The 19,982-nt window shown below is 45.7% G+C and carries 32 protein-coding genes; 13 read left to right on the top strand and 19 right to left on the bottom strand.

Annotated features, from left to right (window positions below; translation table 11 throughout):
• Positions 1 to 14: 14 nt before the first annotated feature.
• A complete protein-coding gene (locus GK091_RS15425; RefSeq protein WP_164039970.1) occupies positions 15 to 1,508 on the bottom strand; it encodes a hypothetical protein in 1,494 nt (497 codons plus the stop codon).
• 536 nt (positions 1,509 to 2,044) lie between these two features.
• On the bottom strand, positions 2,045 to 2,458 hold the full coding sequence (locus GK091_RS15420; RefSeq protein WP_164039968.1) for a hypothetical protein: 414 nt from the start codon (positions 2,456 to 2,458) through the stop codon (positions 2,045 to 2,047).
• A gap of 8 nt (positions 2,459 to 2,466) precedes the next feature.
• On the opposite strand from GK091_RS15420, the gene GK091_RS15415 reads away from it, so the two are divergent.
• Positions 2,467 to 2,640 carry a cobalt-precorrin-5B (C(1))-methyltransferase gene (locus GK091_RS15415; protein WP_164039966.1) on the top strand — a complete coding sequence of 58 codons (174 nt, stop codon included), beginning with the start codon at positions 2,467 to 2,469 and terminating at the stop codon, positions 2,638 to 2,640.
• 31 nt (positions 2,641 to 2,671) lie between these two features.
• Here GK091_RS15415 and GK091_RS15410 read toward each other — a convergent pair whose 3' ends face one another.
• The 14 genes from GK091_RS15410 to GK091_RS15350 form a co-directional block, all read right to left on the bottom strand.
• Positions 2,672 to 3,376 (bottom strand): DUF4494 family protein, encoded by a 705-nt coding sequence (locus tag GK091_RS15410; RefSeq protein WP_164039964.1) that lies wholly within the window; start codon positions 3,374 to 3,376, stop codon positions 2,672 to 2,674.
• A gap of 12 nt (positions 3,377 to 3,388) precedes the next feature.
• Entirely contained in the window at positions 3,389 to 3,676 is a 288-nt protein-coding gene (locus tag GK091_RS15405) for a hypothetical protein (protein WP_164039963.1), read from the bottom strand.
• Positions 3,651 to 4,070 carry a VRR-NUC domain-containing protein gene (locus GK091_RS15400; RefSeq protein WP_164039961.1) on the bottom strand — a complete coding sequence of 140 codons (420 nt, stop codon included), beginning with the start codon at positions 4,068 to 4,070 and terminating at the stop codon, positions 3,651 to 3,653. Before GK091_RS15400 ends, GK091_RS15405 begins: the two co-directional genes overlap by 26 nt.
• Complete coding sequence (locus tag GK091_RS15395; RefSeq protein ID WP_164039959.1) at positions 4,067 to 4,741, bottom strand: hypothetical protein; 675 nt, start codon at positions 4,739 to 4,741, stop codon at positions 4,067 to 4,069. The genes GK091_RS15400 and GK091_RS15395 overlap by 4 nt, the downstream gene beginning before the upstream one ends.
• Complete coding sequence (locus GK091_RS15390) at positions 4,701 to 5,732, bottom strand: MarR family transcriptional regulator (protein WP_164039957.1); 1,032 nt, start codon at positions 5,730 to 5,732, stop codon at positions 4,701 to 4,703. Before GK091_RS15390 ends, GK091_RS15395 begins: the two co-directional genes overlap by 41 nt.
• 19 nt (positions 5,733 to 5,751) lie before the next feature.
• Positions 5,752 to 5,874, bottom strand: a complete 123-nt coding sequence (locus tag GK091_RS29840; RefSeq protein WP_262889190.1) for a hypothetical protein — start codon at positions 5,872 to 5,874, stop codon at positions 5,752 to 5,754.
• Between the two features lie 99 nt (positions 5,875 to 5,973).
• The gene (locus tag GK091_RS15385; RefSeq protein WP_164039956.1) at positions 5,974 to 6,261 is read right to left on the bottom strand and encodes a flagellar brake protein; all 288 of its coding nucleotides are present in this window, start codon (positions 6,259 to 6,261) and stop codon (positions 5,974 to 5,976) included.
• A complete protein-coding gene (locus GK091_RS15380; protein ID WP_164039954.1) occupies positions 6,258 to 6,476 on the bottom strand; it encodes a hypothetical protein in 219 nt (72 codons plus the stop codon). The genes GK091_RS15385 and GK091_RS15380 overlap by 4 nt, the downstream gene beginning before the upstream one ends.
• A gap of 7 nt (positions 6,477 to 6,483) precedes the next feature.
• Positions 6,484 to 6,903, bottom strand: coding sequence for a hypothetical protein (locus GK091_RS15375; protein ID WP_164039952.1), 420 nt, complete (start codon positions 6,901 to 6,903; stop codon positions 6,484 to 6,486).
• Between the two features lie 119 nt (positions 6,904 to 7,022).
• Positions 7,023 to 7,286: a helix-turn-helix domain-containing protein gene (locus tag GK091_RS15370; protein WP_164039950.1), complete on the bottom strand. Its 264-nt coding sequence runs from the start codon at positions 7,284 to 7,286 to the stop codon at positions 7,023 to 7,025.
• Between the two features lie 13 nt (positions 7,287 to 7,299).
• Positions 7,300 to 8,088, bottom strand: a complete 789-nt coding sequence (locus GK091_RS15365; RefSeq protein ID WP_164039948.1) for a phage antirepressor KilAC domain-containing protein — start codon at positions 8,086 to 8,088, stop codon at positions 7,300 to 7,302.
• A gap of 2 nt (positions 8,089 to 8,090) precedes the next feature.
• Complete coding sequence (locus GK091_RS15360) at positions 8,091 to 8,294, bottom strand: hypothetical protein (protein WP_164039946.1); 204 nt, start codon at positions 8,292 to 8,294, stop codon at positions 8,091 to 8,093.
• Positions 8,295 to 8,297: 3 nt separating this feature from the next.
• Positions 8,298 to 8,495: a hypothetical protein gene (locus GK091_RS15355; RefSeq protein WP_164039944.1), complete on the bottom strand. Its 198-nt coding sequence runs from the start codon at positions 8,493 to 8,495 to the stop codon at positions 8,298 to 8,300.
• Between the two features lie 101 nt (positions 8,496 to 8,596).
• Positions 8,597 to 8,839, bottom strand: a complete 243-nt coding sequence (locus GK091_RS15350) for a hypothetical protein (protein WP_164039943.1) — start codon at positions 8,837 to 8,839, stop codon at positions 8,597 to 8,599.
• Between the two features lie 89 nt (positions 8,840 to 8,928).
• Between GK091_RS15350 and GK091_RS15345 the strand changes: the two genes are divergently transcribed.
• The 6 genes from GK091_RS15345 (at position 8,929) to GK091_RS15320 (ending at position 12,742) form a co-directional block, all read left to right on the top strand.
• The gene (locus GK091_RS15345) at positions 8,929 to 9,633 is read left to right on the top strand and encodes a LexA family transcriptional regulator (RefSeq protein ID WP_164039941.1); all 705 of its coding nucleotides are present in this window, start codon (positions 8,929 to 8,931) and stop codon (positions 9,631 to 9,633) included.
• A gap of 36 nt (positions 9,634 to 9,669) precedes the next feature.
• The gene (locus tag GK091_RS15340; RefSeq protein WP_164039939.1) at positions 9,670 to 9,951 is read left to right on the top strand and encodes a hypothetical protein; all 282 of its coding nucleotides are present in this window, start codon (positions 9,670 to 9,672) and stop codon (positions 9,949 to 9,951) included.
• 31 nt (positions 9,952 to 9,982) lie between these two features.
• Positions 9,983 to 10,657: a DUF4145 domain-containing protein gene (locus tag GK091_RS15335; protein WP_164039937.1), complete on the top strand. Its 675-nt coding sequence runs from the start codon at positions 9,983 to 9,985 to the stop codon at positions 10,655 to 10,657.
• A gap of 36 nt (positions 10,658 to 10,693) precedes the next feature.
• On the top strand, positions 10,694 to 11,527 hold the full coding sequence (locus tag GK091_RS15330) for a DUF4393 domain-containing protein (RefSeq protein WP_164039935.1): 834 nt from the start codon (positions 10,694 to 10,696) through the stop codon (positions 11,525 to 11,527).
• Between the two features lie 70 nt (positions 11,528 to 11,597).
• Positions 11,598 to 11,783, top strand: coding sequence for a DUF2158 domain-containing protein (locus GK091_RS15325; protein ID WP_164039933.1), 186 nt, complete (start codon positions 11,598 to 11,600; stop codon positions 11,781 to 11,783).
• Positions 11,784 to 11,824: 41 nt separating this feature from the next.
• Entirely contained in the window at positions 11,825 to 12,742 is a 918-nt protein-coding gene (locus GK091_RS15320) for a hypothetical protein (protein ID WP_164039931.1), read from the top strand.
• 8 nt (positions 12,743 to 12,750) lie between these two features.
• On the opposite strand, the gene GK091_RS15315 is transcribed toward GK091_RS15320, so the two are convergent.
• Positions 12,751 to 12,945, bottom strand: a complete 195-nt coding sequence (locus GK091_RS15315) for a hypothetical protein (protein ID WP_164039929.1) — start codon at positions 12,943 to 12,945, stop codon at positions 12,751 to 12,753.
• 377 nt (positions 12,946 to 13,322) lie between these two features.
• A complete protein-coding gene (locus GK091_RS15310) occupies positions 13,323 to 13,922 on the bottom strand; it encodes a hypothetical protein (RefSeq protein WP_164039927.1) in 600 nt (199 codons plus the stop codon).
• 80 nt (positions 13,923 to 14,002) lie between these two features.
• Here GK091_RS15310 and GK091_RS15305 point away from each other — a divergent pair, with 80 nt between their 5' ends.
• The 3 genes from GK091_RS15305 to GK091_RS15295 all read left to right on the top strand — a co-directional run bounded on the left by GK091_RS15305 (position 14,003) and on the right by GK091_RS15295 (position 16,033).
• On the top strand, positions 14,003 to 14,845 hold the full coding sequence (locus tag GK091_RS15305; protein WP_164039925.1) for an SHOCT domain-containing protein: 843 nt from the start codon (positions 14,003 to 14,005) through the stop codon (positions 14,843 to 14,845).
• Positions 14,846 to 14,859: 14 nt separating this feature from the next.
• Positions 14,860 to 15,681: a 3-deoxy-8-phosphooctulonate synthase gene (gene kdsA / locus GK091_RS15300; RefSeq protein WP_164039923.1), complete on the top strand. Its 822-nt coding sequence runs from the start codon at positions 14,860 to 14,862 to the stop codon at positions 15,679 to 15,681.
• Between the two features lie 115 nt (positions 15,682 to 15,796).
• Positions 15,797 to 16,033 (top strand): hypothetical protein, encoded by a 237-nt coding sequence (locus tag GK091_RS15295; RefSeq protein WP_164039921.1) that lies wholly within the window; start codon positions 15,797 to 15,799, stop codon positions 16,031 to 16,033.
• On the opposite strand, the gene GK091_RS15290 is transcribed toward GK091_RS15295, so the two are convergent.
• Positions 16,034 to 17,398 (bottom strand): tyrosine-type recombinase/integrase, encoded by a 1,365-nt coding sequence (locus GK091_RS15290; RefSeq protein WP_164039919.1) that lies wholly within the window; start codon positions 17,396 to 17,398, stop codon positions 16,034 to 16,036. It lies immediately after the preceding gene.
• A gap of 770 nt (positions 17,399 to 18,168) precedes the next feature.
• Here GK091_RS15290 and GK091_RS15285 point away from each other — a divergent pair.
• The 3 genes from GK091_RS15285 (at position 18,169) to GK091_RS15275 (ending at position 19,906) form a co-directional block, all read left to right on the top strand.
• Positions 18,169 to 18,546 carry a hypothetical protein gene (locus GK091_RS15285; protein WP_164039916.1) on the top strand — a complete coding sequence of 126 codons (378 nt, stop codon included), beginning with the start codon at positions 18,169 to 18,171 and terminating at the stop codon, positions 18,544 to 18,546.
• Positions 18,547 to 18,887: 341 nt separating this feature from the next.
• Positions 18,888 to 19,073: a hypothetical protein gene (locus GK091_RS15280; RefSeq protein ID WP_164039914.1), complete on the top strand. Its 186-nt coding sequence runs from the start codon at positions 18,888 to 18,890 to the stop codon at positions 19,071 to 19,073.
• Positions 19,073 to 19,906, top strand: a complete 834-nt coding sequence (locus GK091_RS15275) for an SPFH domain-containing protein (protein ID WP_164039912.1) — start codon at positions 19,073 to 19,075, stop codon at positions 19,904 to 19,906. The genes GK091_RS15280 and GK091_RS15275 overlap by 1 nt, the downstream gene beginning before the upstream one ends.
• Positions 19,907 to 19,982: the final 76 nt, after the last annotated feature.

Raw genomic sequence — 19,982 nt, 5'->3', positions numbered from 1 at the left:
ACTGGGTTGTTTTACTAAAACTTCCTTCGCGGCTCTACCGTCATACTGACTGTTCCAGTCTGGACATCATTAATTCCATAATACACGGAACCTCCGCCTAGGTCGTATTTTTCCGTCACAACTTTATCTCTCCAGGTAAGTACAGCATCGTACAAGTAATCAGGTGCGCCAGCCACGACTACACTGTACGTATGATTCCTGGCATCCACGTTGCTGGCATTAATGCCAAAATTGGGACCATCCTTAACCCCAATATTAAAATTAAAGCCATACGTAGAGGTAGTAGTCGTACTATAGGTGGTTGTTCCTGACGTGGTTGGATCGCTCTCGTAAACCAAAAACTTAATTGCATCCCCATAACGCTCCATATCCCACCGGAATAATTCGATAGGGGTAGGAAGAAAATACGTATATGAGTTGTACACCTGATGACTGTCTTTGTTGCCAGAAAAAAAGAACATATCACGAAGATTACAGCTGAAACCTTTCGTTTGGGTGTTTAAGGCAGACTTACCGTCTACTGCAATAACATTGATAACGAATTCCAGATTTCCGTCACCCCAGTCGTTCGTTGGATCGTCAACAATATGATCGAAACTAGCTGGACTTAATACCCCAAACGTGGTTATGTACTCATAATAATTATCGCGGAGAGTACCTGTATTTACGCCCCGTTCAGGGGCAATGCCATAATAGATATAATCGCGTTGGTATTGCAGACCAAATTCATACGAATCTTTTACTTCTTGTCCTAATTCGTTAGCAGAACGGGCAATTCTGGCCTGCTTATTATTGGCAACCGACTTGCTGAAGCTGGCATCAAAGGAGGCATCAATAAAATCATAGGTAACTCCGCCTTCATTTATCAAGCGATTGGCACCAAAAGGAAGCCGGGCATTTTGATTATCTTTATTTTTGACAAATAGTCGCTCATTGTCCTTGATCAAAATGGTTGCAGAAGTTGGCTTAATATGCTTCTGTAAAAGCACCGATTCACCAGCTTGAGTAAAAGCGGGGAACGTATACTGATTTTTCCCATCACCAATTTTATTTGGATAGGAAGCGACCTGTGGTAATTCTGTTTTAATATCCCATTTGTCAACGGAAAATTTATCCAACGTGGGAATAAAAATTGTTAGTAGTGGTAAGCTATTAACAATCTTATTGAAATTTTCTTGGGATCCATACAGTTCAATGAGAGCTTCTTCAAACGTCTGACCGTTTTCTAATTTAGTGTTTTTGGTTCTTTGATACAGTATATCCGTATCATTATCAAACTGTTTTTTTGCCTCTGTTTTCAATAGCGTGCGCACATCTTCCCTAGCCACGGCTTTAGCCATTAGTTTCGCGAATTCAATGCGATACTGTTCAGCAACTTCAGCGCTAACCTTCACCGATTGAGTTTGGCCAAAATCGACCGGTTCCATACTTCCCCTTTGGCAAGCGGAGAAGATCAGTAAAACTGATGCAAGTAATAAGCAGACTGGTCTTTTATACATCGTATTCATAAAAATAGACGGTAAGAGATTTAAAATTATAATAAGATATTTTTGGATTAAAGGATTTAATCGATGCTATATACTAGTAAAAAATCTAAAAATTTTTAAATAAAAAGTTACAGTTTTTGGATATGAGTAATTATTAGTTATTATTAAATTTTTGGTAAGTAATATTCTACTATTTTTTACTTAAAGCGTGTAAAGTAATAATACTATATACGTCAATTACTTGTATTTAAGATGAGTTTATTTTTGCCGTTAATACTTAAATTATAATTGAATTTACTAGTTATTTTTATCCACTTTTTACTTAATTTTTATTTTGTATTATAAATAAAAGTTTGACAGCTATTAAAGCCCCTTCTTTATAAGATAGTTTGAATATTTTTTATGAATTATTGGGCCTAAATAGTAGCGTATAAATCTTAATTGACGGAAAAACACCGGACACGGTAGGGGTAAGATTCCCATTTTGACACCCATCCGTGTCCGGTGCTATGACAGCAGCTACTGTTTAGGTGGGCCGCGCAGGCGAAAGGGCTGGTTCATGCGAATAGAGTAAGTTGCTTTTTGAAGATTTTATCGAGCCGTGTTTTGCGGGCGTTCGCCTGCCGGTGGGACATATCGTAACGGTTATGGCACTGCTGGCACATGGCTTTCAGATTGTCATCTGCGCAGTTTTCCGGCGTATGATCCAGGTGGGCGACGGTCAGAACAATTGTAATTGGGTTGCGTTTGCCAACGAGTTTGCAGAGTTCATCTTCGTGTAGCGGGCTAATAGCTTCGCCTGCAAAGCCCTCGACGCTGTAAAACGTCCCGTCCTTAGTGCGCCAGCCGCGCGATCCATTGAGCAGGCCGCACACTTCGCACTTGTTGCCAGCTCTTTGGGTACGGATACGCTGCGAAATCTGCTTCCAATCTCGGGGATAGCGGGCTTTATTATCGGGTGTGATCGGCATGGGCAGTAGTGGATTATGAAGTAGGCGTTTGGCTCAAGGAGCCCGATCAGGTGTCGGTGCGGTTTCCAGCTGGATTCGTCAAGCGTGCCCATTTCCCGACGCAGCAGCAGGCTGCAAAACGGGCGCTCGATGCGTATGCGGTCGTCGTCAAAAACGGTGATGATGTGGTAGTCGCCGGTTGAGGGTTTCAGGCCGGCGACGATACGGACGACGTTAGCCATTCCGTTTTCGGTTTTTTCGCAGGTTGACCGTCACCGACTTGTGATTGCCCGCCCGATCGGTACCGCTGGCCGTAATCTGGACGGCTCCCAAACCATTGCCCAGACTCGTTAACTCGTCGTGCAGCTGATTACGGCGCTGGGCATAATCATAATTATCCGAATCGTCTTCGTCGTCCTCATCGGCTTTGCTGTCGAAATCAATATCGAGCTGATTGTGGCCGACTTCGCGTTTGCCCTCGTCGTAGAGCCGCTCCATCCGGTTGTACCAGTCGCCCTGCCAGAGCTCGTTCTTGGGATGCCAGACGGCCAGGATATCGGACTTTTTGACGTCGGCGATCTCGTAGGGCAAAAGTGATCCCTTCAGGTAGTCGCTGACACGCTGGCCCGCTGCGATGTAATCGAGGGCCGGTACCAGACAGGCCCAGCTGCGCTTTTTCTCGTCGAAGACCGTCACCTTGACCTGCCAGAAGGCGTCGTCTTCGGCCATCGGATGAAAGATGACCTCGGCAAACTTGATCTTGCCGATATTGGCAATCGTATCCTCGTCGAAGGTTTTGATGCGCGTCTTGAGGATCTCCGGGCACTGGGTTTCGACCTCCCCGTAGTTAATGGCCTCGTGCAGGTAGATTTCGGTCAGGGCTTTGGCCTCCCCATCGACCAGGGCGCTGTATTTGATTTTCGATTTGTAGTAGATCATGGGCGGTAGGGTTTACGCTTCACGCAGGCCGTTTATGGCAGGCAGAGCCGGGTTATAGAGTTTTCGACGAATGCGTAAACCCTGGCAGTTGTGAAAGCGGGTTTCAACAAAGTGCGGCAGCTTCCGCCGAAAGTAGGCGAGTGGCTCGCTGAGCAGATGCGGCCTATTGGAGCCTACGAAGTAGATGTGACAGTACTGTTTCTGCGAGACGAAATAGCCTATATCACTCGTAGCCACTAATCCCAATTTTGGCAGATGAATGTAACCGGGGGGCTCAGTGCCCCGAATTTGCTGGGCCATGTAGATAGTCGGTAACCTGTGATTGAAATTCTTCGAACGTGCGGGGTACGATCACCTGGTAGCCCAGCGCCCGCAGGTGAGCATGAACGATGTGCTGCTGGGGCGAAATGCGGCCCTTGACCGTTTTTAGCTCCGCAAACAGACCGTGGTAGGACGCACTCGGAAACGGAATGACGGTGTCGGGGAAGCCCGGAAGCAGGCCTTCATTGAGCATCTTCTGCGCTTCGGCCGGGGAGCGGTCGCCAGCGTTGGGCACAGCGGCAATCATCAGCTGCGGGTAGTCAAGCCGGAACCAGTCAATGCAGAGCTTTTGCAGGTTATGTTCGATTTGATCGACGTAGCGTTTACGGAAATCAGCGGCCGACATTTCGTTCACGTTGGGGCGCTTTTTCATGGCTGCTGGGTCAGGTAGTGATTGAGAAATAGCCGTTTGGCGTAGGCCTCGATGCGGGCATGGTGATCAGCGCCGATCAGCCCCATTTCGGCGTGCTGAATGAGCTTCTCCAGCTGCGACTGCTTGCCGGTGTCGCCCGGGGTAACGTCTTTCTTTTCGCGCTCCAGCAGTTTGGGTAGCTGCTGTTTGGCTTTTTTGTAAAAATGATCGGCCTGGTTCTCGTCGATCGTGATGCGCCCGTTCTGGTAGAGCCAGTCAAAGAGCCCGTTACCGGCATCGAAATAGAATTTACCGGCGGCTACCTCGGCGCGGGCCTTCTCCAGCGCCGATTCCATAAAGGCCGTGATTTCCTCTTCGGTTTGGCGGGGCTCCTGATCGAGTAGCAGCTGCTGGGCGAAGACCCGGTTGATCTCCAGATCCTCCCGGACGTAGGTGCGGTAGGCATCCAGCACGTCGCCGACGTGTTTGGGAGAAATGAGCCCGAATAACTCTTTGAGCTTGAGGTTACGCTGGCAGGCCAGATTGTAGGCGTTAACGATTTCCTCGCAGGTCAGCTTCTCGCCGTAGTTCTCCTGAAGCCACGCCGTCGTGGCGGCAATTTCCTCGATGTGGGCCTCAAGGTCCTTTTCTTCAACTTTGATCCCCAGCAGAACCGTGATCTGATCCCACATCGATTCTAATTGTTCCTCCGTCGCGTTGAGGATCTTCGTCCCGTTTAGCTTTGCCGAAACGGCTGAGGCTGCCAGGGGGGATAAGGGCAAGTCGTTTAACCGGCTTACCTGAATAGCCGGTTGAATTCTTACCAGCTGAATGGTTGGATTGCGAAGGGCGAGTTGCTGATTCATGCGGTTTCTGTTGGTCTTTGAGATAGCCGGGGTGCCAGTTTTTGAGTCGGGTAGCTACCGAGAAGCTGTCCTGCGTTCGCCAGAGCTCCTTGCCGATGTCGGCCGTAATTTTCGAGTCATCGACGATGGCCGTCCACTTTTCCAGAAAATCGACGTACATCTCGGTCTCGTATTTGTCGGGGTTGGCCTGGATGAAGGCCTTGACGAGTTGCTGGAGCTTGCCGTCGCCGTACTTCTTTTTGGGGACTTGGGGGGCGGCCGCAACAGGGGGGTTAGGGGGCTTTTGTTCAGCCGGTAGGTGTTGACTACCCGGTTCATCCCTCGCGCCCGCGCTTGAAGCGGAGGCAGCAGCTTTAGATTTTTCTAAGTTTTCTAAAGGTTTTATATCCTTATTATAGCTATCAGGAATTTCCTTAGACCCTATAAGGATTTGACTTATACCCTCTAAGGAATTTCCTGATAGGGTCTCGGGGGTACTGTAAGGAATTTCCTTATAGTCACTATCAGTCTTTTCCTTATACCTATCCGCATTTTCCTTATAGGGTATAAGGATTTTACGGATAGGCGAAATCGTGCGTTCGTTCTTCTTTTCGGGATAGACTTTCGTATTTATCAACCCGTCTTTTTCGAGCTTCTGAACCAAATCGGATGCCGTCTGGGCATGGATGTCGATTGCCAGCGCCAGTTCTTTATTACTGTCGTGGCATAGTTCATCCTTGGCTATGCCGGCCCGGTAGCAAATACGGGCCAGCAGTAGCCGTTCGGCAGGCGTCCGCTTGAGCTTCATTATCTCGTCATCAATCCAAAGGCCAGCCATAAAAAATAAAAAATAGACGCTAGTGCCGGCTCCAGAGGGCCGGAAAGTTGGCTCGGAAGTAGAGCGAATGTTTGCAGGCGAAGCCGCCCAGCAGCAGGGCAAAAAAGATCACCCAGACGTAGTAGCGTGTGCGTTTCGACATGGTTAGACTTGCTGGGCGAGCCGGGCTTTTTCGCGTTCGTACCAATCCTTTTGTTCCTGCCGAACACGGTCCCGTTCGGCTTTTTCTGCTTTCAGTCGTTCACGTTTGGTCATGGGAGGCTTCGGTAAAAATGTGTTGCTTGAGCGCATCAAACCGGGGCAGATCGGCCAGTTGCTTTTCCAGTTCGTGGTTGAAAATGGAGCAGTATAGTTTACCCTCGTTGATGCCGTAGATGGTGAGCTTTACGCCCAATTGCAGATCCAGTGGCTGATCGACGGGCAGGGCAAACGTGATGAAATCATCATCGATGTCAATTTCCTCGATGCGGGTTGTCTTGCCCAGCAGCGTTTGCAGGTGCGTTTGGTAGATATCGTTGAGCAGACTCATGGGCAGGTGATAAGTAGGCCAACCCAGAGAAACGCAACAACCAGCACGATCAGCAGCAGTCCGCCCAGATCCTCCGACCGCAGCAGCCACCAGGCGCAAAGTTCCCGCCAGAGGCTACGTAGCTTTAAATGCCGGATGATATGAATCCAAAAGGGAATATTGATCAGCAGGGCCACCACCAGGCAGCCCCAACCGATAAGTTTGAGTGTTGTCATGGCTAGGCTAGGCGAAGCGGTTATCGTCGATACACTGTACTTCGTAGGCTACCCGTTCGGCGATGTTCTGAATGGTGTGGTGAGCCTCAACCGGCACCCAGATAATTTCCCGCAGGGGTGAGGTGTCGGCGTAAACTCCGTCTTCATTGCGATCGGAATAGCCGTTGTAAACCGGCGTACAAACGATCCATTCCAGGGAGCGGCAGCCGTGTTTGCGGTTATCGTCGTGAAATTCGATGCTGGAGCAGTGGGGACCGGCCAGTTTGCTGACCAGGTGTTCGAGTTCGGAAAAATCCTGCTCAGCATCCAGATCCGCCAGGGTGAGGGGTGCTGTCTCGGGGGCGGGTGAACTGATTGCGTTCGTGGAGAAGGTGGCCAGCAATGCGGCAAAAACAAGCCGTTTGCGGGGAGCTTGGAGAGTTTGCATAACTTTACTGTTAGATTTAGATTGTAGGTCACGCCCGGACGCTTTTTGCCGGGCGTGCCTTTTACTGATTTAGATTATAGGTCACGCTTCACTAGTTGATTTAGATTGTAGTGCCTGCCTTACGCATTACCCTCGTCGAGGTAGGCCCGGAGCTGACTTTTAAAGAAATAGAGCTTACCGTGCCGTTTGCGGTGAGGAATACGATCGATATTCTGGTAGAGTGCCGACTGGGACAGGTGCAGGTATTCAGCCGCCTGTTTGACCGTGATCGGATCGTCGGATTCAGGGACAGGTTTTTGCGCCTGCACATTTTTGGACAGCGTTTGCACCAGTCCCTGCAAATGACTAAGCTGCGTCGAGAGCGTTTCAAAGGGATTATCCATAACAAGGGAGTATTTAGGCTGTGGCGACTCGTAGCGGGCTGGCGACTGGACTTAGGGCGGGATTGAGCAGCTGGTGAATGAACTGACGACCCGCTTCGGTCCAGACCAGCAGGTGTTCCGTGCGAATAATGCCATCGCTACCGGGGTGCATATACGTTCGAAGGGTAGCGTACCCCTTACCGGTGTGAACGCTGTAGAGGTTCCAGATGCCCGACTGCTTATACTGCACCCGTTTGTCGCGCAGAATCCGGTTGAGCTTAATGGCCGACATGCCCAGCTGCTGCGCAATTTTCGTGGTCGTCAGCGCCGACTCGCTGAGCAGTACCGTTTCGGCGTACTCGGCCTTTGGTTTAAGCTCAGCGTTCTGAAAGCTTAGCGCCTGTTTCTCTTTCGCTTCCCGGATCCACGCTTCGGCCCGCTGAATGGGGTCTTCGATCATGTAAGAGGGAGTGGAAACGGCGAGTTGCCGGCGAGTCAATAGCGTAGCGATTTGCTGATCGCACCATACTTCAAAGTCAACATCCAGCCACTGAGCCAGCTTAATGATCAACTTTTCGTGTATCCAGGTACCCCCGCCATAGTCAGGATTTCCCGCTTTTTTGATAAAGAGCTGATAATCAGAATTACCAGATTTTCCGGTAATTGCCTGAATGTAGCGTTGGGTGTCAGGAAGTACATACCAGTCGTTGGGACGTTTACCAAAGGGTTTACACATGGCTGTTGCATTGGCGTAAACCTGACTGCCGATCAGCTCAAACTCGATCGAAAAGTCATTGTAGCTGAAAACCTGTAACGTGTTCATGGCTAATAGTGCCTAATTTCTGCTTCCTTGATTGTCACTTCCACGTGCGGGGATTGCCCATTACCAGCAACCATGATCTCGCAGTCCCTTGCGCCCTGAATAACAACGGCCAGTCCGGCGTAGTGGGCTACTGTGAGCTGCGAGTTGAGTGTGCTGATCGTCTGACGAATTTGATCAGCTAAGACTCCTTTTTCGTCGACACTCATTGTTTAGAATTTTGTGGTTTGAATCTCTCTGATATCGATCTTGATACTGGGTTGTGCACCACGAATTAGCGACTGATAGATATCAGGTGTGGTCAAGTCAACCGTTAGCCCGGCATCGGTAGCGGTTTTGACGAGATCATTCAACTCAGTTGCTTTCTGCCGAATCTGATCGGCTAGGGCTTGCTTTTCTTCTTGTGGCATAGGGGGTTGAGCTTCGTGAATTTGTTGTGGTGTCTTCGTTCCAGCTAAAAATTGCCTAAGAACCTCAGTGGCTGGGATTTTATGTTCATCGTGCGTCATGGCTAACTGGGGAAGTAGGTTGCTACGCGTTTTTCGAACCAAGCTAACTCACTATCCGAAACGCGGGTCGATCCAGACAATCGAGCCCGGAAGGCGGGCGGTGAGATTGAGTAGTGGCGGCAGAATGCTTTCTGCTCGTCTTTCTGCTCACCGGAATTTAACCGCTTATACGCACGACGAAACGCTTGTGTATTATTTGCTACCGTTTCAACTGGGTTTTCTTGCGTTATGAAGGCATTTGACATAGATTTGCTTGCTATCGTTCGTAACTGATAGCAAATATAGTTCATTTGAACTATTCAAAGCAAATCTTTTGAACTATATTTTTATTACTATGACCGAACTGTTAGAACTTGTGAGTGATAAAGCCCAAAGATTAATTCAAGTAAGAGAGACGCTTGGATTGAATCCTAAACAGTTTGCGGATAAACTTGAGGAGAATCCATCGAATTATTACCAGATGGAAGCGGGGAAAAGACCTATCGGTAAGCATAAGTCAAATGAACTAGTAAGGTTGTTGCATTTGAACCCTATTTGGTGGGAAACCGGCCAAGGGGAAATGTTTGCTCCGAAAGGGACTGTCGAACTGAAAATGGTAGATGACGAAGAGTATGAAAGTGCGTGGTTACCTTACTATTCAATCCCGTTGCAGGGCAGCTTTAACGAGATGTCAGATCCTGAATCGAATTACGGTCAGGCAGAAAAGATAAAAGTGATAATAAAGAGGGGCGAGAACGTAGAGCGGAATGTAGTCTTTGAAGTTAGAGGTCAAAGTATGTATCCGAAGTACTCAGAAGGTACAAAAATTCGATGTAAAATAGTTAACCCAGCCGATTGGGAATATATCTCGTCTGGGGTATATGCAATAAGCTATAATGACTCTTTCGTCGTAAAGCGCATAAAAGATAACGAATTATACACCAAAGGTTTTTTAACCCTTCACTCAGATAATCCCGATTATGGAAGCACGACTGTACCCACAGATCAGATACACCATATCTGGAAAATACTGCGCATTATTGATTCTCCTGCTGACTAAACCTAACTTTTCTCACTAACCAATCCGCACCTAATCATGGCAACTGAACTAAATCAACAACCAGATTCACGCTTTGACAAAACCGTTACTCTGACTCTAAATAATTTAACGCCCTATCTCATTACCTCGCTAAGCAGGATAGAGGCTACGAGCCTTGCTGCTGCTATGAAATCAACTCGAATTTTAGCGCACTTGAGGGGGGAAGACGAAGAAGCTGCAAAGGCAAAAGTAGAAGAGGAAATTAACGCTCTTGCCAAAGATATTGCCGCAAGAGCATTGAAAATTTTGGAAGAGCTGAGCAATAAGGATAAAGCTTGATCAGGCTATTATCTAAACCACGCCTATATATATGTTAACCCTTGATGATCACTTAAAATTGGGCAAGTGTCCGCATTGCTCAGTTGATAAGCCTAATTTAGTCTTTGTGTCTGGTGAATTTTATACACAAACAGATAATGGTAAAGATACCAGGTACTGGAGAACTTATAAATGCAGTCGTTGCGGAGGAGTTGTAACAGCTTCTGCAAAAATCGATGGTTATAACCGAAAAGTTGTACAAGAAACTTATCCAGGCGTTGATACGCTAAGCGATATTCTACCACCCAAAGTAAGAAACTTCCTTCAACAGGCTATCGAAACCACGTTTGCTCCTTCTGGTTCTATAATGCTCTGCGCGAGCGCTGTAGATGCAATGCTAAAAGAGAAAGGGTATTCGAAAGGAAGCCTATATAAGCGAATTGACGAAGCAGCTAAGAATGGACTGTTAACCCCCGATATGGAAACGTGGGCGCATCAGGTCCGGCTTGACGCTAATGACGAACGGCACGCTGACGAAAATGCGAGTATGCCATCTGTTGAAGATGCTAAAAAAGCGGTAGAATTTACCCGAACGCTCGCTGAATTTCTATTTGTATTGCCCGCTAAAGTGACTCGGGGAATTGCTGCAACGAATAACAGTGAGAGTACTAAGCTTTCAGACCCAGCACCATCTACTATAATCTCAGTGCCTAATATACCAAATTAACTAACCAATACACCTAATCCACACTTTAAGGAAAGCATGGCAGACGAAGACAGCAATGGCGGAGGTATTGTAAAAGGTACTATTGAAGCGGCAACTGGTTTGGTTCAAGCTGTACCAATTTACAATGATTTAGCACAGCCAGCTTTACAAGAAGTAGGTAAAGGTCTGGGTAATGCCGCAAAAATCATTCATGTAGCCTTAGCTCCAATTACTGGAATAGTCTGGGGCTACGAAAAGATCAGTGATTGGCTCACTTCGACCCTAGAGAAAAAGCTTAGCAATACTCCACCCGAAAATATTGTCACGCCTGACCCTCATGTTGTTGGCCCAGCTGTAGAGTCTTTACGGTTTACTGGCCACAACGAAACATTAGCAGAAATGTATGCCAATCTAATAGCTAATGCTATGGACAGGGATACTGTGCAGTTGGCTCACCCTAGCTTTGTAGAAATCATCAAAAATCTAACTTCAGATGAGGGTTTAATAATAAATATTTTCGGTGAAACTGATAAAAAGCCCTTAGTTGACATCAGGGTTAAAAGAGGTGATAATCCCGGATATTTAAATTATTATGACAACTATTCACACATTAATATGGAGGCCAATGTAAAAGTACCCGATCTTCTTCCAAACTATTTAAATAATCTGTGCCGTTTAGGAATTCTTGAGATTCCATATGGACAAAAACTCAATGATATATCAGAGTACGATAGATTAACGGGATCTGAAGAGTATAATCTGTTAATAGGTGTGCTTGGCTCCAACTACACTGCATCAGCATATAACAAGTTAATAAGACTTACTGATTTCGGTATTCAGTTCAAACAAGCATGCCTTTCGGGAAAGGGTAACGAATTAGTTGGTGGATGAATTAATCGCCAGTATTAATGAAAGTGCATATAATATAAAGTGGTATTGTTTTCATCTAATTTTTAAGAAAATGGAAAACGAAAAAATTAAACAAGGGGATTTGGTGCAGTTAAAATCAGGTGGTCCAATAATGACCTTTAGCGGATATATCGGCGCGGAAGCTGTTTGTGTTTGGTTTGACAAAAACAGCGAATTTAAAACGGCTAAAATGTTTCCAAGCTCATTGAGATTAGCGAAGGAGGAAGAAAAAATGTGATTTCATCAAATTATACCCTACTCCACACCGCTAGAAAAGGCATGAATAATAAACAAGCTTACAGAATACTTTCTAAAGTATACCCATTACTAGAGTTAAAAAAACACGATTATAATAATGACCCTGATAAGGATCATTTATTTTATGACTTACCCGTTTTTCGGGATGCTTATGAAAAAGTTAAATTATTTGCTCCTTATTTGATTACGCCTTTAATAAGAAGAATACTTGAGCCAATTGAAAACTCAACTAGAGAGTATTATCCAACAGATAAGGCAAGTGCAGAGGCATTAATCAACGCATCAGTTGATCTTATGAGTTCGGTTATTAGGTTTATAAATTTTGTTGGACCGAAAGAGTTTACAGAAGCAACGGAGGAGAGCTTAGATGTCGAATTAAAACATATAGATAGCTTAGAGGAACTGGAAAAGGCCGCTAATCTTCTAAGAAGGTCATTTAACACACCCGTCTTAGAAATTGGTGGCCAAGTAACTGTTGAGAAAGTTGACAGTGGTTCTGTTTGGATCACACTTGGAATAATTGGAGCTGCTGGTATGGCGCTTAAATTATGTGCAAATCTAATCTGGGCAGCTGTTGCTATTCAAAATAAAGCAAGAGAAGGTAAAGTATTTATTGAACATGCAAGAACGCTTGAAATCAAAAATGACTACCTGGAAATGCTTATTGAGGCAGAGCGAAAAAAAATTCAACTAATCGAGGAAGGGGAGGCTCAGCATATCATAAGTATGTATATGGCGGATAAGGATTCGCCGAACCTGAATAATAACATGCGGGGCTCTATTGAGGCAATTGGCGCACTTATAGAAAAGGGGGCTCAATTTTACCCATCCATAAAAGCTTCTGATGAGATAAAGCCACTTTTTCCCGATTTCTCAATCAAGGAACTACTTGAATCAAAGACTAAACTGCTTAGCGAGGGAGGACAAAAAGCAGAATAGGAGTAGAACTAATTCTGATGCAGCTGAACATTCGAGTTGAGCTTATTCAGTAACAGGTCAATGTTCGCTTCCAAACGAGTCATTTCGCGTTTTTGCTCGTCGAAAAGCCTTTTTTGTTCCGCCTGATAGCGTTTGATACGGCGTTCGCAGAATACACAGACGGCGAGTGCTACAGCAACAAGGATGTATGATATGATTTCCATTGTATTGAGTATGAATAGTTTGCTTGCAAATGTAATAACATAAAGCCTGACAATAACATTCAACCGGAAACTAAAACCTCGACTAAGCCACACACTACTATGGCAACTGAACCAAGCCAGCCAGCCCAAACACCGCCACCGGCACCAACCCCATCACCTCCACCGCAAGTCGAACGGGAGCGCTATGAAACTGGCCGTCAGGTACTACGTGAGTCAAATGAACCCAAAGAAAGGCGAACCAAATAAACCTTGATCTAAATGGCTAAAAAGGAGGAAAGACGCATAAAACCTAAAGAAGTAAACCGGGATAAAGCTCATAATGAAGAGCGTGACCGACCTAGTACAAACCGGCCAGTTTATCGGGAACGCGACCAAGATCATGAAAAACAAACTGATAATAAGGAATAAAGTATTGTGGCTATAACAGGCATAGCACAAATAAGCCACACCGACTGATTGAATACATTCTGGCGATTTTGATTGACTGTCTCATTGTGCTGAATACGTCTATCATAACTCTGCAATTCAGTTAGATAGATCTCTTTAATATATGGTTTTGCTGAGTTGTCTGCTGTTTTTGGGTCTTCATAAAGTACATTATCATTATATAAGTCTTGTGGATATGTCCCTATTGGCTCAATTGATTTCGGTAAAATGATCCAAACAAAGCGCGTTAAAATTGCAAACAAGTAGAGGCAAGTTACACTCACAGTACAAAGCTTTGGGTCAAATGTTCCCCGAGGATCGTGATTAATAAAGAAGTAAGCTGTTAGTGCAGTCAACAGTGTAGAACTGAGAGTAATAAAGGATGTGGACTTAGTTGTTGTAATGTCGAAATTTTTAATGCTGTCATCTAAACGTTTTTCGGCTTGAGCAAAAATGAACTTCAAATCTTCAATGGAAACTTTTGAAACATCAGCTACGATTGGTTTCCAATTAATTTGAATTTCCGGTCTTGAGTCTTCTTCTGATTCCATAATTTCAATCTTTTTCTAAATATACAGCAGTTCAATTGTATCTATCAATTTACTATTAAACTTTAAACCACACCACAGAAATGAACCAAGATTCGTTGCGAAACCTAGAACTTTTGCACAAATTGAAACAGGAGGGAGCTATTACGGAAGACGAGTTTAATAAGCACAAAGCATCTCTTCTCGCCGAGAAAGAACCTGTATCTACCAAAGCTGATCCATCTGTAGAACCCAAATTTGATCAGTCTTATCAAGCTCTACGCACAGAGACTTCTTATATTTTTTCATCGTTTAGAGCCTTGATATTAGCTCAGATTACAATTATTGGTTTTATCGCTCAAAACATAGTCCCAAATTCTGCTGATATTGGTAAGGTTTCAATATATGGAATATTGATGTCGGTCATTATTTTGATTAGTACTTTTTTTGGCAATTCTTGGTTTTATCAAGCCGTTCACCAAATCACATATTTGTTTTTTGCTTATGAGTTGCCTTTACTTAAACGTTTAAAACAAGCCAAATCGATTAACGACTCTGATTATGCGCCTCTCTGGATACTGGCTAACAGAAGTAAAGGAAAGGTTGATCATTTACATATAACTGTTAGAAAATATTTTGCTGGATTCGAGTTCAAAACTTTCTGTACTCTCCAGTTGGTTTTAGCTTTATGTTGTATAGCTGTAACTAACGTTTTCCTGTGGCTTGGCTGGGGAACTGACAACAATACAGTGAAAATAGAGTACAGAATAATATGCTTTCTTTCTGAAGGGTCAATGTTAATAACATTGGCGTTTACAATTTATTTTTTCTTTAGATGTAACACGATATTTCATGATAATAATGAGTCTTGGAAAAAATACATGGACAATCGTAATAGCTATGATACGAATTATATAAATGACAATTCACTGCAAAAATATATTTAATAAACAACCTTTAGATGACTGATCTCAAAGATTATCTTTCTAAGCCCAATATGAGATTTATACTTATAGCAGGGCCTTGTGTAGTAGAGAATGAGAATATATGTTACGAAATTGCTAATCACTTAAAGACGCTTTGTGCAAAGTATAATATTAATTATATTTTTAAAGCTTCTTTTACTAAAGCAAATAGAACTAAGGCAACGTCATTTAGAGGAATGGAAAACTCTAAAGCATTAGATATTTTAAGCACTATTAGGTCAGAGTTTGAAATTCCTGTGTTAACGGATATTCATGAATCGATTCAGGTGCCTGAAATAATGCAACATGTTGATATCCTTCAAATCCCCGCTTTTCTCTCTAGGCAAACTAATCTATTGGAAGCTGTTGCGGCTTCTAAAATGCCAATTAACATAAAGAAAGGTGAATTCATGACAGTGGAAACTCTTTTCTACCAGGTTGAAAAAATCCGAAATGTTAATCCTGATGCAGTACTGTTTCTAACAGAGCGAGGAATGACCTTTGGAAAACACGACATAGTTGTGGATTTTAGAGATGTTCCTAAATTAAAAGTCAACAATCGAAAAGACGAATATTCAATTGTAGACTGCTCTCACACAGTACAGATTGTCAATTTAACTGAAGGTATGTCAGGCGGTAACAGAGATGAGACATTAACGCTGGCCAAGGCAGCCATTGCAGTTGGGGCAGATGGAGTTTTTATTGAAACGCATCCTAATCCTGAGCAAGCGCTTTCAGATCCAGCAAGTACTTACCCGCTTTCAAAAATGCGCTCTCTTATTGAGGATTTGGTTAAAATATGGGATGCTGTTCATTAAAAAATGTTCTTTTTCAACTTAAATATCCCTTTGCATTTCCTTTACAGCTTTCAATATTTTGCAAAGGAAATGCAAAGGGATTGAACTCATAAATTTTAGGGCAGTAATACCACCCATGAATCGTCGACAACTCCGTCAGCGTCTATTTTTTCTCGAAGCGCAGTTGGTCGCAAGCCAGCAAACGCTCAAGCAACTCGAATATCAGAAAGTCCATGACCTGACCAATCTCTCGGTCGATAGTTATTTGTCGCTGAGCCTGGCCATCTGCGATCAGATCAGCGGGTACCGGCTGACCAATCTGGCGACCCTGTCCGAGCTAAAGCAGATCAGTCAGCAGCTGCGTAATCGATAATTACATCAGGGAATTGCGCAGCATCGTCTGCTCGTCCTCGTCGTGGAGGCTCACCACGTAGGACTCGGTCGATTTGAGACTGCTCTGTCCGAGCTTATCCTTTATATACACCAGATCCGCGCCGGCCTTCAGCATCGCCGAGGCAAAACTGTGGCGGGCCTCGTAGGTCCGAATCTCGATATCGACGCCAATCGCCTGAGCGATCAGCTTCATGTATTTATTGGTAGTCTTGATCAGCTGAGCGATTGTGCGCTTTTTGCGCCGGGCATCCATCTGATCGGTAATGAAGGGGAACACGAACGCCCCCAGCGCCTGGCTCTCGCCCTTCCAGCGCTCGATGATCACTTTGGTTTCGGGAAACAGCGTTGCCTGCACGGTGATGGGATTACCCCGCTGGGTGCGCGATGTCTTTTTCCGAACAAACGTAATCGTCTGATCCGCGTAGCTCACATTCGACCACCGCAGGTTACAGATATCGGTCAGGTTCATGCCGTTGGACAGGTAGGAGAGGACCCACAGATCCCGGCTCCGCTCTTCCAGCGTGCCCGGCTGGCAGGCATACCCCATGATATCGCGGATCACGTTCTTGCGCAGCGCCTTTTTGACGTTGCGGCCGGTGGGGATTACGTAGCCTTTGCGCGAAAACGGATAAGCGTTCTCGGCGATGATTTTCTCCTGAATGGCGGTGTTAAAGACGGTCCGTACCTGACGCAGGTAAATGCCCACCGTAGTTAAGGACGCCGGCGTTGGGGCTGATCCTTCCTTTCGGGCGAAGGCGCCGAATTGCAGCATCCAGGCCTCGTAGCGGGACAGGAACTCGGGCGTCAGGTGATCGAAGCGTAGCAGGTTCGTTTTCGCGCTTTTCTTGCCCGTCGTCGGCAGCAGCTGCGCCCGGTCCGCGTCGCTCAGACCATCCACGAACCGTTTCAGCGACTGGGCCGCCGATCGGTAGGCATCGGCGTTGCTGATCCGGCCCTCGGCGTCCATCTGGGCGTACGCAGTCATCAGGCTTGCCAGCACGTCGTTGGCTTCGGGTTTTTCGCTGACGGCGTTCTCGGCGTAGAACAGACTCTCGAATTTGGCAAAGGAGAACGGCTCCAGGCCCTCGATGATCTTTTCGGCCCGCTCCACAAAGGGTAGCACTTTGGCGTACAGCTGGCGGATCTCCTCGGCCGTGCGGCCGCTGCGGGTCTGGTGGTACTGGACCAGGCGCTTATAGACGTCGGGCGTAACGATGATGCCCTCCTTAATAGGTAGATGATACCGGGGGCGCTCGGTCTGGTAGCGTACCCGTAGTTTGATGCTAACCAAACCATCTTTAACTTTGTCGTAGGTAAGCTTGACGGTGGCCTGATTGGGGTTCATAGCGGGCGAGCTAGTTGGGTCACTCGCCCACAAACTCGCCCAATATTACGAAGAACATCCGATACCAGACGTAAATATCCGAAAAGTAAAACCGCGAAATTGAGGCTTAAAGGGCTATTTGTGCAGGAAACGTAATGATTAGCAGGTATCCGAAAGGATCGGCATAGTAACTACGGATCAGGAGGTTTGGGGTTCGAATCCCTACGAGTGCACTTGATCACTAAGCCGTTACACGAAATGTAACGGCTTTTTTATTTTTACTCGCCCAAAGACTCGTCCGCATCGATTATCCGTCCTGAATGCGACATCTACTTATGGTAGGTCAGCGATTGTCAACTCTGTTAGCATTCGCCATTGATTTTGTGGCTTGGCTACATCCTGACCGGTACCATCTAGGGGTTACGTTTCAAAAAGAAAATGTACAAGTAGCACTACTGTGTAATCGGTCAATAAGCCTGATAACCTAGCTATCGAATTACTTTTTTATCGATGGCAGACCCTACGGATCATTCTGTGCATTCTGGTTAGTTACACTCTTTTCTGGCTGGATCACTTCCAAACTATTTTGTACGCTTTACGCGCTGATGCTGTCACAAACGGATCGTTAAACGAATCAATCTATTCAGAACAGGAGGCATCAGTGGCCTGATTAAAAGTTGCTCCGGCAGCAGGCTAAATAAAAAGTGACTCTGTGCGCTACAATCATTCTAAATAGAGGAGACGAGACAATCTGACTTTCATTACCGCTTTGGGTTATGCGGATACAATGAATGCAGACGAAAGAGGCCGTGCAAAATTACGATATGGAAAAGTGGTATACGCCCGTTGATGGACTAAGAAATGAATATGGCACCCGTCAGATTGGGATCAGGCAAGACTTCATCGGTAAACAACTCTTTTCGATCAGGATATTTGAGCAGATTCCCGGCCACGAGGCCGATTCGCGGGAAGGGTATACTAAGATCTTAATTAAAGCTGTCTTTCTGCCCTTTACACATGTGCTAATGCTCTCCGAAGAGTTTCAGCGGCAGACTCCTACGGAGTTAATCTGGGCCTATGTAGCGCAGAGGGTGATCAGCGAAACACGACGTGCCGGGTTAGGTAAGCACTTAACCGCTGGTTCATGGAAAGACCAAATTCTTACCTGATACGATCGCTGCTTACGAAGCAGTGGTTGTCGACTCTATAGGTTTAGCCATCGTGTACAGTCGTTGAGGACGGCTGTGACTTTAATACGTGTACGTGCTATAGGTACCTGGTTCCATGGTATTCCAAACGAGTAGGTAGGCTCTTTCTTCCGGCCGGGCAATCAATTGCCCGGCCGATTTTTTTATGACCACTATTATAAGTCTTTGGTTTGAGCAACAAGTATAGTGAATTAGCTCATAAAGACTTCCAGGGCTATTTTAGGTCAAAATAGCCGCTCATACAATTTCCTACGCTGAACGTCCACCTAGTGTATTCCTTTGAGCCATCAATCAACAAAACGATGACACTGGAAAGAATTTTACTGTATTTCGCCTTCTTTGTCTTCAGTGCGCTCTGCTTCAATGGTATTCGCTGGCTGCTGAATCAACCCAGTGATTTGCTACTTGTTATCGCGGGCCTTACGGTCATTCTGTACGCTTACATTACCATCAAAACCAAAGCCTTTACTAAAAATCCGTTCAAGTAATGAGAAGACTTTTCATCTGGGCAGGCGTTGCTGTTCTTGCCGTCATTGTTGCCTCGCAAACGCTGATTGGCTGTGCTACCATTGATGCCAGTCATGAAGGTATCAAAATTAGCAAGATCGGCTCCGACCGGGGTGCCAATGACATTGAAAACGTGACTGGCTGGCAGTTCTATAACCCGCTTACTTCATTCATCGAACAATACCCGACTTTTACTCAGACGAAAGATTATGATCCCTTTACGGTTAGTGCCAAAGGGGGTACACTGTTCAAGATAGATCCGACACTGAACTATCATTTGCAGCGCGGGCAGGGGGCCAATGTGTACCGGAAATACCGGAAGGAATTGCCTGATATCGAGAATAATATCCTGCGTACCATTGTGTATAATTCCTACCGCGATGTAGCCAACACCTTCACCCCTGATTCGCTGGTTAATAACCGGGTTTCATTTGAAGATCAGGTCGAGGCCAAGCTTCAGAAGGCGCTTGTCAACGATGGATTTGTCTTCGAGAATATAACCTCGAATCTGACGCCACCGGAGTCGTTGCAAGCCATGATCGATGCCAAAAATACGGCAGTTCAAAACGCACTTCGTCTCAACAACCAGGTGGCGGCCGAGAAAGCCAGCGCTGAGATTGCGGTGACCAAAGCTACTGGTCTTGCCCGGGCGAAGGTAATCGAAGCCGAAGCGGAAGCAAGGGCCAACGAATTAAAACAGAGAACGTTGACGCCACTGCTTATTCAGCAGCAATGGATTGCCAAGTGGAACGGAGCCCTACCGACTACGCAGCTTGGTAATAGCTCTACGATGGTTCAATTACCGCTCAAATAACTTTATTCGTACCGTGCTGATCGTAGTTGTCATCCCAGATACAATCCGATCAGCACGGTTTTCGGTGCCGATTGAC

The sequence above is a fragment of the Spirosoma agri genome, assembly GCF_010747415.1.
GTDB classification, from domain to species: domain Bacteria; phylum Bacteroidota; class Bacteroidia; order Cytophagales; family Spirosomataceae; genus Spirosoma; species Spirosoma agri.
Note: the sequence above shows the minus strand (reverse complement) of the source record. Positions and strands in the feature narration are given on the sequence as shown.